Source organism: Armatimonadota bacterium, assembly GCA_036504095.1.
GTDB lineage: Bacteria > Armatimonadota > DTGP01 > JAKQQT01 > JAKQQT01 > DASXUL01.
The window spans coordinates 291,447-305,056 of sequence record DASXVS010000071.1 but is presented as its reverse complement, the minus strand read 5'-3'; the positions used below and the strand labels follow the sequence as shown (position 1 = coordinate 305,056).

Annotated in this window: 11 protein-coding genes; 5 read left to right on the top strand and 6 right to left on the bottom strand. The window is 63.1% G+C overall.

All coding sequences use genetic code 11. The features are described from left to right. The first annotated feature begins 85 nt into the window (after positions 1–85). Positions 86–1,501 carry a methylenetetrahydrofolate--tRNA-(uracil(54)-C(5))-methyltransferase (FADH(2)-oxidizing) TrmFO gene (trmFO, locus tag VGM51_16895; GenBank protein HEY3414718.1) on the top strand — a complete coding sequence of 472 codons (1,416 nt, stop codon included), beginning with the start codon at positions 86–88 and terminating at the stop codon, positions 1,499–1,501. 76 nt (positions 1,502–1,577) lie between these two features. Here trmFO and rpiA read toward each other — a convergent pair whose 3' ends face one another. From rpiA to VGM51_16865, 6 genes are all read right to left on the bottom strand, one after another. Then, positions 1,578–2,249, bottom strand: coding sequence for a ribose-5-phosphate isomerase RpiA (gene rpiA / locus VGM51_16890; protein ID HEY3414717.1), 672 nt, complete (start codon positions 2,247–2,249; stop codon positions 1,578–1,580). Further along, entirely contained in the window at positions 2,250–3,308 is a 1,059-nt protein-coding gene (locus VGM51_16885; GenBank protein HEY3414716.1) for a sugar phosphate nucleotidyltransferase, read from the bottom strand. Positions 3,309–3,364: 56 nt separating this feature from the next. Further along, a complete protein-coding gene (locus tag VGM51_16880) occupies positions 3,365–4,432 on the bottom strand; it encodes a Gfo/Idh/MocA family oxidoreductase (GenBank protein HEY3414715.1) in 1,068 nt (355 codons plus the stop codon). Between the two features lie 132 nt (positions 4,433–4,564). Continuing rightward, positions 4,565–5,872 (bottom strand): MFS transporter, encoded by a 1,308-nt coding sequence (locus VGM51_16875; protein HEY3414714.1) that lies wholly within the window; start codon positions 5,870–5,872, stop codon positions 4,565–4,567. A 119-nt stretch (positions 5,873–5,991) separates the two neighbouring features. Beyond that, entirely contained in the window at positions 5,992–7,026 is a 1,035-nt protein-coding gene (locus tag VGM51_16870) for a Gfo/Idh/MocA family oxidoreductase (protein HEY3414713.1), read from the bottom strand. A gap of 112 nt (positions 7,027–7,138) precedes the next feature. Further along, a complete protein-coding gene (locus VGM51_16865; protein ID HEY3414712.1) occupies positions 7,139–7,702 on the bottom strand; it encodes a GAF domain-containing protein in 564 nt (187 codons plus the stop codon). Positions 7,703–7,826: 124 nt separating this feature from the next. Here VGM51_16865 and ricT point away from each other — a divergent pair, with 124 nt between their 5' ends. The 4 genes from ricT (at position 7,827) to alaS (ending at position 13,550) form a co-directional block, all read left to right on the top strand. Further along, positions 7,827–8,669, top strand: a complete 843-nt coding sequence (ricT, locus tag VGM51_16860) for a regulatory iron-sulfur-containing complex subunit RicT (protein HEY3414711.1) — start codon at positions 7,827–7,829, stop codon at positions 8,667–8,669. A 188-nt stretch (positions 8,670–8,857) separates the two neighbouring features. Beyond that, positions 8,858–9,694, top strand: coding sequence for a sigma-70 family RNA polymerase sigma factor (locus VGM51_16855; GenBank protein HEY3414710.1), 837 nt, complete (start codon positions 8,858–8,860; stop codon positions 9,692–9,694). 98 nt (positions 9,695–9,792) lie between these two features. Beyond that, positions 9,793–10,629, top strand: coding sequence for a zf-HC2 domain-containing protein (locus VGM51_16850; GenBank protein HEY3414709.1), 837 nt, complete (start codon positions 9,793–9,795; stop codon positions 10,627–10,629). A 371-nt stretch (positions 10,630–11,000) separates the two neighbouring features. After that, on the top strand, positions 11,001–13,550 hold the full coding sequence (alaS, locus tag VGM51_16845; GenBank protein HEY3414708.1) for an alanine--tRNA ligase: 2,550 nt from the start codon (positions 11,001–11,003) through the stop codon (positions 13,548–13,550). Positions 13,551–13,610 lie beyond the last annotated feature (60 nt).

Sequence of the window (13,610 nt, the reverse complement as noted above, 5' to 3'; positions counted from 1 at the left end):
GCAGAGTGCGCGGAGGAACGCAGAGGATAATCGCATCTGCCCTGCGCCCCTCTGCGTCCTCTGCGGTAGAAAACAGTAAGGCAAAGTGATAATCGAAGATAATACACAGGCGCTTGTGATTGGCGGAGGGTTTGCAGGTGTTGAGGCGGCCTGGGCGCTCGCCGAGGCGGGCGTTCGCGTCTCCCTGGCCGAAATGCGCCCAGTAAAGATGACGCCGGCGCACAAGACCGGAGACCTCGCGGAACTCGTCTGCAGCAACTCCTTCAAGTCCGATGCTCCCGCGGCGGCATCCCACCTCCTGAAGGAGGAGATGCGCCGGATGGGTTCGATTACGATGCGCGGCGCGGAGACCTCAAAGGTGCCGGCCGGCGCAGCGCTGGCGGTCGATCGGGACACGTTCGCCCATTTCATCACGGACGCGATTGAAGGGCATCCTAACATCACGCTGATCCGCGGAGAAATCACCGAGCCTCCCGCCGGCCTGCCGACAATCATCGCCACCGGCCCGCTCACATCGGACGCCCTGAGCGCATACATCGCCACCCGGATCGGGACCGACTACCTCTACTTTCACGACGCAATCGCCCCCACCATCGAGGCGGACAGCATCGACCTGGATCGCGTCTATCACGCTTCCCGATACGACAAAGGCGACGGTGGATACCTGAACTGCGCGATGACCCAGGACGAGTATTACACCTTCCTCGACGCGCTGCTGGCCGCGGAGCGGGTAGAAGGGCACGATTTTGAGAACATGCACGTGTTCGAGGGCTGCATGCCGATCGAGGAGATGGCCTCACGCGGACGCGAAACGCTGACCTTTGGCCCTCTGAAACCGGTGGGGCTGAACGATCCCCGTACCGGGAAGCGGGCCTATGCGGTGGCGCAACTGCGCCAGGAGAACCTCGCCGCCACGCTCTACGGCCTCGTGGGGTTTCAAACGCGCCTGAAATTCCCGGAACAGAAGCGCGTGTTCCGAATGCTGCCGGGGCTCGAGAATGCCGAGTTCGCCCAATACGGCGCGATGCACCGAAACACGTACGTCAATTCCCCGCGCGTCCTGGATGCCACCCTGCGGTTCGTGGGTCCTCACGAGCGGGAAGGCGGCAATGGCGATCTGTCTGGGATCCTGAGCCCCCGGCCCTCAGTCCCCGGGCCTCAGGCCCCGGCCGTCAGCCAACAGCCCTCGGTCCTCTACTTCGCCGGGCAGATCGTGGGTGTGGAAGGCTATGTAGAGTCCGCCGCCACCGGCATCGTCGCGGGCCGGGCGCTTGCCGCTCAACTCAAAGGGGAGTCCTTCCGTCCTCTGCCGCCCCAGACCATCCTCGGAGCGCTGTGCCGTTACGTCGCGTTCTCGGATCCGGAGAACTTTCAACCCATGAACGCCTGCTTCGGCATCCTGCCGCCAAGCGGCCTCAAGGCGAAGAAACTTGTCCGCCACGCCGCGATGGTAGAGCGCGGCATCGCGGCGATGGAGCGGTATCTGAGGGGCCGGGAGTAGAACTGAGCGCGCAAAAGGAAGGCAACGCGGAACCGGGTTCATCGATTCCGCATCCTTCGGTGAGGTTCCCCAGCGGCTATCCGGGTTCGAGCACGCCGGCGCTGCCGTCGGAACGGCCGACAACGACTTTCGTTGCCAGGCCGATGAACAGGCCCGTTTCGACGACGCCCAGCGTGCCTTTCAGCGCCGCGTGAAGGCCGTCCGGGTTGTGGATGGGCGCCGTGTGCATATCCACGATGTATAGCCCGTCGTCGCTCACGAACGGGCGGCCACCGGCCTCCCGCAGGGCCAGGCCCCGCGCGTGGATGGACAGCCGCTTCAAAGTCGTCTCGCAGCCGAACGGTACGATGGCGACCGGCAGCGGGAAGGCGCCGAGACACGGCACAATTTTGCTCTCGTCGGCCACGACGATCATCTCCCGGCTTGACGAAGCGACCAGTTTCTCCCTCAACAGCGCGCCTCCGCCGCCCTTGATGAGGCTGTAGTGGGGGTCAACCTCGTCGGCGCCGTCGATTGTGACATCGATATACGGCACATCGCCCAGGCCCACAAGCGGTATGCCGAGTTCGGTCGCCAGGCGCCGGCTGGCCTCGGAGGTGGGAATGCCGCGGATGCTCAGTCCCTTCGCAACGCGCTCGCCGAGGGCGCGGATCGCGTGAAGGGCCGTTGAGCCGGTGCCCAGCCCAACGACCATCCCTTCGCTCACGAACTCCGCCGCGCGGCGTCCCGCCGCTTCCTTAGCGTCCAATTAGAGATACTCCGGATGGCCCGCGTCGCGGATAGTCTGGTGCAGATCCTTCAGTCGTTCAGCGTCTTCCTTGCGAGCGACGAGGATGGCGTCGCCGGCGTCTACGATCACGAGATCCGAGACGCCGAGCGTCCCGATCAACCGATCCTGGCCGAAGATCAGACAGTTTTCCGTATCGACGGCGATGACCGGCCCGCGTGTCACATTTCCGCCCTCGGGTGCGAGAACGTCGAACAGTGACGCCCACGATCCGACGTCGCTCCAACCCAGGTCCACAGCGACGGTCGCAAGGTTGCTGGCTTTTTCGAAGATCGCCGTGTCGATAGCGTCTTTGTCCAAGGGGCGCAATACGCGCTCCATGACCTCCTGCTCTTGAGGGGTCCCGAGGACTGCCGACACCTCCATAAGCGCCTCATAGTGGTCCGTCTTGCAGTGCTTCATCAGGTCCAGCAGGGCGGACGCTTTCCACACGCTGATGCCCGGATTCCATAGATAGCGTCCGCTCTGCAGGAACTCTTCCGCCGTCTCCTGGTCGGGCTTCTCGAGGAACTGGGCGATACGACACGCGCCTTCGCATCCTGAGAGCGGCCGGCCGATCTCGATGTACCCGTATCCGGTGGCGGCGTACGTGGGCCGGACGCCGAGGACCACGCCGTCGCACTCCCTGGCAGCCTTTTCCGCGAGGCTCAGGGCGGCCAGGAAGGCATCGCCGTTCTCGATGTACGAGTCCGCCCACCCGACGAACATAATCGCATCCGGGTCCTGCTTTGCCACATGGATAGCGGCCAGTCCCACGGCCAGGTTGGTGCCCAGCGCAAACGGTTCACCGATCACATGGTCGCGCGGGACACCCGGCGCGTGTTCGGCGATGCGGTCAACGTAGCGGGCATTCGTGACAATCCAGACGTCTTCGGCGGAAACCAGGGGCAAGACCCGCGTGACCGTTTGTGTCATCAGACTATCTTCGCCGATGAGCGCGTGCAGCTGCTTCGGGTTATCCTCCCGCGACAACGGCCACAGCCTCGTTCCACTGCCACCTGCCATAAACACAGCAACCATGCGATCTCCTTAGTGATGAATGCGCCATCGCGCGCGATCTCCCGCGCGGTAGGGCCTTACCGGACAGAAATGCGATTCGCTCGCACAAACACAGGATAGTCTACCGTTTCACCGGATTCGACCGAGGCCGACACCGCCAGTGCAATAGCCAGGCTCTTCGAATTGTCTTCCAGAGGGCAGAACCCCTCGCGAGGCGGCTGTTCGCCCGACTCGACGCCGTCCACCGCCTTTTTGAATTCGTGCCACACCCGGTCCAGGCTTTGGGCCGTATCCGATTCCGTGTCTGGACCGGCGTCGGCCGCCACCACGCTGCCCGACGCATCGAAGGCTCGCCACGAGCGACCCGGGTTGCCCAGTGAGATGGAACCGTCCCGAAGCGAGATGTCCCAGTCGCCGGGCCAGTCTGTCGCGTCGGTGGAATAACTCCAGTCTGCGTCCAATGCTACGTGAACCCCATCGGGGAACTCCATATGAATGTCCAGCGCATCGCACCCCGCGCCACGAGACCACGCGTTGCGCCAACCATCCGCCTTGACCGTCAGCGGCTCGGAACGAAGCAGGAAGCGGAGGAGGTCAAATTGGTGGATCAGCATCTCCAAACCCAGCGGCGCCGCGCCCTCAAGCGCGCTCAGGAATCCCTTTCCCCCCATGGGCGAGCGGCGCAGGAAACGCACATGGATGCCGCCCGGGGGGCCGAACCTGCCGCCCTCCAGCCACTGACGCGCAATGACAAGGCCCAGGAAGAACCGGTAGTTCTGAGCCACCATAAACACGGATCTGCGGGCGGCGGCCTTCTGGAGGAGGGCGCTCAGGTCGCCTGTAGTGTGAACCAGCGGCTTATCGACGAGGATGTGCCGCCCCTCCTCCAGCGCGCGAAACAGGATGGGCACCCGCGCCGGGTTAGGAATGGTGACCGTTACCGCGTCGGTCCGCGTCGCGTCCAGCGCCGTTTGGGCATCGAGAAAAAGCCGGTCGCGAGGAACACCCCGGTCCGCAATGCGGTCGAGAGTCGCCGGGTTCGAGTCCACGTATGCGAGGGTATCAAAACCAGGATCGCGCAGCGATCGCTCCGTCCAGTTCCACCCCCAACCGCCGGCGCCGAAGATGGCAAGGGTTCGTTTCATGGAAGATGCCTCGACAGGTCTGTCACAGTGATTACCCGTAGTGTGGCCAAGCGCGCGCGCGCAAGGCAACACCGCCGCGGGATGAAGGTTGGGAGCCGGGAATCTGGAGGCGCGACGGTGTCTCCCCGTCCCCTAACGCCTGACCTTCGCTTCCTTCACGGCACGCATGCCCTCATGCAGCCCGAAGAACGATGCCACGAGCGTCAACCCCAGAATGATGCCGCTGACCTGGAACGGAGCGCCGTGCCCCTTGTCGCCGTACAGCCACGTTCCAAGCGACGGCCCCATCACCGCGCCCAATCCCTGCGCAGTGGCCACGTAGCCGTAGATTCGTCCGCGCCATGCGATCGGCGCCAGTTCCGTGAGAATGGCGAGCCACGCCGGGATGCTCAGCAGGAAGCCGATGATCATCGGGACCGCGACCAGCAGCCACCAGATGATCGTCGGCTTCATCGGCAGCAGGAACATACCGACGGCCGCGAACATAAGGCCCAGCCTCACGGATTTCACACGCCCCCAGCGTCCGCCCCACGTGCCGACCGGAATCGCGAGAGCCGCCACTATGATCGCGAGCGCGATGAACGGGGTGCCGATGTGCTTGGGGTCCAGGTGCAGATCCTGGTTCAGGTAGAACACCAGCGGCCCGTTCATCAGCTGAAGGCCAAGGGTTTGCGTGAATGACATCGCCATAAAGAAGAACAGCACCGGCAGGATCACGCGGTGTTCCGGATCCGGTTTGCCCCCCGCGTGGGGTGTATGCCCGTGGACCCGCGGTATCAGAAACGCCGCGCTGAGCAGCGCCACCGCGAACAGTCCCGCCGTGACTACGAAAATGCGGCTTGGCGTATCGGTGATGCGCGCGACCAGGCTTCCGAGCGGCGCGCTGCCACCCAGGCCGATCATGTACATCATATTGAAGACGCTCATGGCGCCCACGCGTTCTTCGTCGGTGGTGACGTCGCCGACAGACGCAAACACGTTAGGCCACAGCGCCGCGCCGCCGACGCCGTTCAGCGCGGAGAGGCCGAGGAACGCCAGATGCGATGCCGGAATGCTAGGATTCTCGAGGGGCAGGTGGAGCGCACCGATCAGCCACCCAAGCGCCGAGGATAAACCCGACGCGGCGGGTCCCAGGGCGCCGGTCATCCACGGGGAATTGGCCGCCGTCATCGCAACCACTGCCGACGCCGAAATAAGAATCCCGACAATGATCAGCGGCTTGCGCCCGAATCTGTCGCTCAGAACTCCCCAGCCGGGCTTGGCGACCGTTTCGGCGAGAAGGAAAGCCGAGAGAACCGGGCCAACCTGCTTCTCAAGCCACCCCAGGGAGTTATGCAGATAGAGCGGAAGCGCGAAGGTTGTGACCAACGCATAGGATATTTCGCAGAAAAGCGACACGCCTATCAGGCCGATGAGACGCCGGGAGAGGGAGCGGCGCATGTACGCGTCGGGTGCGTGTCGAGTTGGGCTCTGTGTTTCCAATTAGGTCATCACCACGGCGATTTCGTTTACAGGCCGGGTGTCCGACGCGTGACCGGACACCCGGAGCCGGAGTCGTCTCATCCGATTATGACTTCCCGGCCAAGTTCGCTCGACTCATAGATGCCGTCAATGATCCTGCTCACCACTACGCCGTTCTCGGCCGGGATCGGCACCGGAGTGCCATTTGCAACGGCTTCCACGAACGCGCTGATTTCGAGTTCGAAGCCCTTGGTAGGGGGTACATGCGCCGGCGTGAGGTCCGTCAGGACTCCGTGCCTCTCGGCAAAGATGGCGACGGGCTCGATGGTCGCCCCGCCCTGGTCCCCAAAGAGCTCAATCTGGCGAAAGCTAGCCGGCTTCATGTTCAGACAGAACGAGGATTCCAGCAGCAGTACAGATCCGTTTTCGAAGCGGATAAAGCCCGCTCCGAAGTCTTCAACGGTGAACGTGCTGACATCCCACTGGCCCATCAGGCCGACGACGCCCTCGCGGGTGCCGAACTTGGCCACGGAGATGCCGCTCACAGTTACCGGCTTCGGGTAGCCCATCAGCCAGAGCGCCAGGTCCAGCGCGTGCACACCGATGTCAATGAGACCGCCGCCACCCTGCTTCTCTTTCTGGCCGAACACGCCCCAACCGGGGATGCCGCGGCGACGCAAGTACTGAGCGCGCCCGTAGTAGATATCGCCGAGTTCGCCGGCATCGATGAAGCGCTTGAGCGTCTGGGCATCCGCGCCGAAGCGCGAAACGAACCCAACCATGCACTGCTTGCCCGTTTCTTTGGAAACGGCAACGATCTCCTCGCCCTCCGCGGCGTTCATCGCCAGCGGCTTCTCACAGAGCACGTGTTTGCCGGCGCGCATCGCGGCGATGGCAGGCTCCTTATGCATGAAGTTCGGGGTGCAAACGGAAACCGCGTCGATGTCTTCCATCGCCAGCATTTCGCGGTAGTCGGTGAATCCGTGAGGGATATCAAAGTCCGTCCTGGCCTTCTCCAGGGCCGTTTCGTTAATGTCGGCGATCGCCACCACATTGGCAGCTTCGCACTTCCGGTAAGCGGGAAGATGGGCGTTCGTGGCAATGCCACCGGCGCCGATGACGCCGATGTTCACGGTCTTCAAAGCGTGGTCTCCTTCTGTTGAGCGTGGTATGAAATCATTATGCAGGCTCAAATCGGGGTTTTGGAACTCAGTCATAGCGCTTGGTCCGACTAATGAAGGACAATTACGAAACAACTCGACCGTCACGGGGCGTGAGGCTTCGAACATACGCCGCAACGACGGCCTCCAGTCCATCGCGGTCCACGTCATCGAAGCGCGCCGCCGTGGGGCTGTCCAGGTCCAGAACGCCAAGCAGGAAGTCTCCGACGATCACCGGAACGACGATCTCCGAGCGGGAGGCCGAGTCGCACGCGATATGTCCCGGGAACGCATGAACGTCGGGGACAACGATGGTCCTCCGGCCGGCGGCGGCGGCGCCGCAGACGCCCCGCCCGATGCCGATGCGAACGCACGCCGGTTTGCCCTGAAACGGCCCCAACACGAGTTCATCTCCCTGGAGGCGGTAGAATCCCGCCCAATTCAGGTCGGGCAGCGTCGCATAGAGGAGCGCGGACAGATTGGCGGCGTTGGCGATTGCGTCGCTCTCGCCCTCCAGCAACGCGGTCGTTTGAGCCGCCAGCAAACGGTAGGCTTGTGCCTTGTCATCTGCCTCGCCGCCAATGTGGAGTTCCGCTGCGTCGTTCACATTCCCACCCTCCAGACGCGCGGACGCATCTGCCAGAAACATATGATCATCAAGCCCATTATAGGCGTATGCGTCTGACCGGCATTTCATGTCGCATCCTGTCCACGCTTCCGTTTTACCTCTCCGGGCCCGCGTGGTAGAATTATCCATTAGAGGGGACGTGTATATGCGAACTGCTATCGGCGTAACATTTGAGCCGTCTGGGCCCATTCAGTTTTTTCTCCCGGGCGATGTGGAGGCGGAAATCGGCGATTCGGTTCTCGTCGACACCGCCGCGGGTCCGCGCGTCGCCAAAGTCACCCTTGCGGCCCGGGAGACCCCGGATGACGCGCTCCCTTCGCACTTGCACTCGGTTATGCGCGTGGCGACACCCGAGGACATGGCCCGCAACGAAGCCAATCACAGGTTGGAGGAGCGCGCGCGAGGACTCGTTCCCCAGAAGATCGCCGCGCTCGACCTGCCGATGAAACTCATCGACGTCGATGCGGACTGGGATGGCGCGCGCATCACCGTATTCTTCGCCGCCGAGGGCCGCGTAGACTTCCGGGAACTGGTTCGCGTGCTCGCGAGCGCCATGGGCGTTCGCGTGCAGATGCACCAGCTGGGCGCGCGAGACCACGCCAAGATGATCGGAGGCCTGGCATCGTGCGGCCGCGAAATCTGCTGTTCCTCGTGGATGCAGATTTTCGAGCCTGTTTCCATGCGTATGGCCAAGGAACAGAGCCTGTTCCTGAACCCGTCCAAGTTTTCCGGCAATTGCGGCAAGCTAAAGTGCTGCCTCCGCTACGAGTACGAGTTCTATTCCGAAGCGCACGACGGCCCCCCAATCATCGGCGAGGAGTTCGAGACGGCTCTCGGGAGCGGCCGGGTGGTGGAGATCGACGCCGCGCAGAGCGTCGCGCGCGTCGAGGTGCCGGAGCATGGACTGGTTGAGGTGAAGCTCAAAGTCCGCGTGGAGCCCTCCGTTGAAGGCATGCATGAGCATGCGTGTGAGAACCTGGCCGATTGAGCAAGCCGGGTGCGCACCGCCTTCCCCGCTTCCGGCGCCGTCCCCCGGTGCCGAAGAGGCAGGCCCCGTCGAAATCCCCCGCGTGACCTCGGGTGGCCCATTGCACGCCCCTCGGGGTATGATTAGACCAGACGAGGCCGCAGAGTATCAGCCCATTCAGCCACTTCGGCCGGGAACGCGGAAAGCCATTGGAACCTATCGGGGAACTCGCGCTGGCAATGAGAGCATCGGAAGGCGATTCCAAATGCGCTACCGAACTCCGTCGCCGTGTGGTCCGATGCGCCGTGGCCATCGCTCAGAAGGCCCGATGGATCGACGCCCTGGACAGGGCGGAACTGGAAGAGGACGTTCCCAACGAGGTTTTGCTCCGCCTCATCGCCCGCGTCCGGCAGGGCTTCACGGGCGAGGCCGGTCAGTTCCGCTCCTACCTTTACCGGGTTGTGACCAGCGTCACCGCGGACAGCGTCCGAAGGAACCTCGATCGCCGATTTGCCATTTCACTGGACATGGCATTCGAAACCGCCGAAGGCACGGAGTCTACGCTCCGCGATTTTGTGGAGAACTCGGCGCGCATCGGGAGGATGGCCGACTACGACAAGGGACCGGAAGAGTCCTCGATGGGAGCGGAGCGCACCGCGGAACTCGCCTACGCTATCAACAGCCTGGATTCCTGGTGCCGTAACGTGGTCTGCGAGGCGGTTCTAGGCGGCCGCCCGCACGCGCAGATAGCCGCGGAGCAGGGGGTTACCGTCCAGATGCTGGATGTCTCCCTGAAGCGGTGCACGGAACGCCTGTACCGAAATCTCCTTTCGGCGTACGCCACCGGGACTGACCGCGCGAGGCGGCGCCAGATCGCCGAAGTCGCCCGGCGGCTCCCCGAGGACCTGCGAGAGGTGTTTTTACCCTGGTGGAACAGCAATCTCTCGGTTAAGCAGATCGCCGCGGACAGCGGCTTGCCCGTGGGTACGGCTAAGCGGCGCCTCGCGCGCGCCAAGGCAACGATGTGGACGCTCGTCGGCTCATAATGAAGCGTCATCCTTCACTCTTCGCACGTAAGATTGCTTACTGAGGAGCGTTTCTTATTTGCGGGAGAACAGATTCGATATACTGAGGGCTGCCGCCAATGAACGAAGAACTCCATATCAGTAAAGAACAACTCGTATCGCTTTCGACGGGTGAACTGACTTCCGATGACGAGGCTGGTTTGAGACAACACCTCGAAGTGTGTGAAGAGTGCAGGGCCGGATTAATCGCGCTTGGGCGCTTTACGGACGCTTTGGACGCCGGCTGGAACGCCGAACGGCTGGCATCTCTGGGGCTTGCGCACCCGACGGCAATGGATCTCGAGTCCTACTGTTTCGGCGAGGCTCCGAAGGCCATTTCGACGGCCATACATGACCATCTGGAAAACTGCGAGGTGTGTACCAAACATATGGAACGACTTAATGAAGGCCTGAACCATCTCACTTCTCTGGACCCCCTTTCCCAGCCGGCGTGGTCAGAAGCCATCGGCCGGAAATTCGCCGCGGGCATCGAGATGATCGTGGAAGCCGCCCACGGCGCCTATACGTCGGCCAGCGGCCTGGTCCGGGACGCCATGACGCCCCAGACGACTGCCCGGCTCACTCCATCACCGGCCGTCGCGATGGGGCAGCCCCAAAACATTACGGCCCCTTCGGCGTTCTGGCACAACGCAGCATTCGTGACCGATGAGGTGAGCGGCGAGGTTTCCGGCTCATCGGATCGCACGACCGGTCGCGGAATCATCACCGTGGTGATCCACAAGAGCGGCGAGTATGTGGCCGCGGCTCCTATCGTGGACCTGGTGAGCGACCGCGGCGCGGGCGTGATGACACAGTCCGGGCTTGACATGGGCGACCGCTACACCGCGACCTTCCCAAACCTCGACGAAGGCCGATATCTGGTGGGCATCCGCGGGTACAAGGCTGACGCCGGCTAGCCGGCGAAACGCGACCGGACGATCCTTGCAGCACGCCGCACTGATAAGCGGCCGCGTGTCGCCCAATATGGATCGCGGTTCACTCCCCACCTTTTGATTCGCGAAAGGGCCTCGCCGGATCCGGGCACATCCCGCGGGGGAAGCCCTTCCAGGCATCAGACCGGTCCACCGCAACGCCGGCGCCTCCCTTTCACACGGCCCGAATACCCCTCCCAGCCGCCTTGCGAGAAGAGGGCGAATTCCCCACGGCGCGGTGCGTGTCAGCCTGTCAGCGCGCGCGCAAGATCACGGGAGGCTTCCGGGGCCATGCTATACTTCAAGCGTAAGGCAATGTGCCTGAGCCCGTACGCGAACCGAGAATCCCTTTCCTGATGAAACCTAGAACTTCAAACGAAATCCGCCAGGCATTCCTGGACTTCTTCGCCGCCAGGGGGCATTACGTCCACCCCGGCATCTCACTCGTGCCAACCGATCCAAGCATCTTCCTGACATCCGCAGGAGTGGTCATCTTCCGCGATGTCATCGAAGGCCGCGAAAAGGCGGACCACGCAAGGGTGGCCGGCTGCCAGCGCTGCGCCCGCACGACCGATATCGAGAACGTTGGCCGCTACGGCCGTTACCATACGTTCTTCGAGATGCTGGGTAACTTCTCGTTCGGCGACTACTACAAGCGCGAGTCGCTGATTTGGGGCGTCGAGTTCATCCGCGATGTTCTCGGGATGGACATGGACCGCGTCTGGGCGACGATCTACCCGGATGATGAGGAAGCGTACCGCATCTGGACGGAGGAGATCGGCCTGCGCCCCGATCACGTGGTTCGCCTCGCCGACAACTGGTGGGGCCCGCTGGCCATTCCCGGCGCGTGCGGCCCGGACAGCGAGTTGTATTACGACCTGGGACCGGATTACGAGGGCGACGCTCCCGGCGACGAAGGCGACCGCTATCTTGAGTTCTGGAACCACGTGTTCACGGAATTCCAGAAGCAGCCGGACGGATCGTTTGTGCCGCTGCCTACGAAGAACATCGACACCGGGATGGGGCTGGAGCGCCTGACACGCATTGTGCAGGGCGTGAACAGCGTTTATGACACAGATTTGTTTGCCCCGATCATGGCGAAGGTATCGGAACTGGTGGAGGCTTCCGGCGGCAAGATCGAAGGAGACGACCTCTTCCGGCAGCGGATCATCGCGGACCATGCGCGCGCGGCGACGTTCATGATCATGGACGGCATCCTTCCCGAGAATTCCGGCCGCGAGTACATCCTCCGCCGCCTCATCCGCCGCGCCGACCGCGAGGGCGTGATGCTGGGCATTGAGGGGCCGTTCCTCCATACCATCGTCCCCATTGTCGTGGAGCAGATGAAACCCGGCTACCCGCAACTTGTCGAGAAACAGGCGTTCATCACCAAAGCGCTCTTGCTTGAAGAAGAGCGCTTCTTCCAGTTGCTCCCGCAAGGCATCAATGCGCTGGAGACCATGCTTCGCGAGGAAGGCCGAACCGCTTTGACCGGCGCCGAGGCGTTCCAGTTGTGGAGTTCCTACGGATTCCCGATTGAGATGACGCAGGAGATCCTCGCCGAACGCGGATTTCCGCCGGTCGATATCGATGAGTACACCGCCGCCGAAGCGGAGCATTCCGACCTGTCCGGCAAACACGGCAGCGCGAAGAACGGCCCGGATGTCGACCTTGGCAAGTACCCAGCCACGGAGTTCGTGGGCTACGACACGACCGAAGCGGAAGTCACGGTCTTTGATATCGTGGACGGCAACAAGGCAATCCTTGACCGTTCACCGTTCTACGCCGAATCGGGCGGACAGACCGGCGACACGGGGACCATCGGCAATGCCCGCGTCCTGAACACGACCAAGGTCGGCGGCATATTCATCCACGAGATCGACGGCTCTCTCAATCCGGGCGACAACGTAGTGGCGCGGGTTGATACGTCGCGCCGGCGCGCCATCACGCGCGCCCACACGGCCACCCACCTGCTTCATTGGGCGCTCCACCAGGTGGTGGGGGTTCACGCGACGCAGAAGGGCTCCCTCGTCGAACCGGACCGCCTGCGATTCGATTTCGCAAGCCTGGCGGCTCTCACCGCCGCTGAGGTGGAACAGATCGAGCGCCTGGTGAATGAGCGGGTACTGGAGAACGCTCCTGTCTGCTCGGAGTCGATGCCGATCTCAGAGGCGCGCAAAATGGGCGCGATGATGCTGTTCGGCGAAAAGTACGGCAGCGAAGTGCGGGTTGTCTCGGTCGGCGATTACAGCAAGGAGCTTTGCGGCGGCACCCACGCCCAACGGGCGGGCGATATCGGGTTGTTCAAGATTTCGTCGGAATCAGGCATCGCGTCCGGCACGCGGCGCATAGAGGCGGTGACCGGCCTGAAATCCTGGGAATACGCCCGGGAGCGTGACACAATCCTCCAGAACGCCGTTGAACAAGTGGGCGGAACTCCTGCCGACGTTCCCGCCAAGGTGGCCGGGCTGCTCTCGCAGATCGCCGCGTTGAAGAAGGATGTTTCACGCTTGCGGAAGTCGGGCGGCGCGGGCGCGGTCCGAGAGCTGGCGAACACCGCGGTTGTAGTTTGCGGCGTGAAGTTGGTCTCCAGCGTGCTCGACGACGCGGATGCCGAACAGCTCAAATCGGCGGCGGACGAGATCGCGGACACCTTAAAATCCGGCGTTGTCGTTCTCGGCGCGGCGGCCGCGGATGGTAAAGCGATGTTTGTGGCGAAGGTGACCAAGGATTTGACGAAGCAAGCGCACGCCGGCAACCTGGTCCGCGAGGTGGCGAAGGTCGCGGGCGGAGGGGGCGGCGGCCGTCCGGATTTCGCCCAGGCCGGCGGCAAGGACGCATCCAAGGTCGCCGACGCGGTCGCGGCGGCGGAACCCGCATTGCGGGCACAACTGGGACGTTCGTAGTCGCGTACCGGAAATGAACTACAGAGCCACAGAGGGCGCGGAGATACACCGAGGTCGATG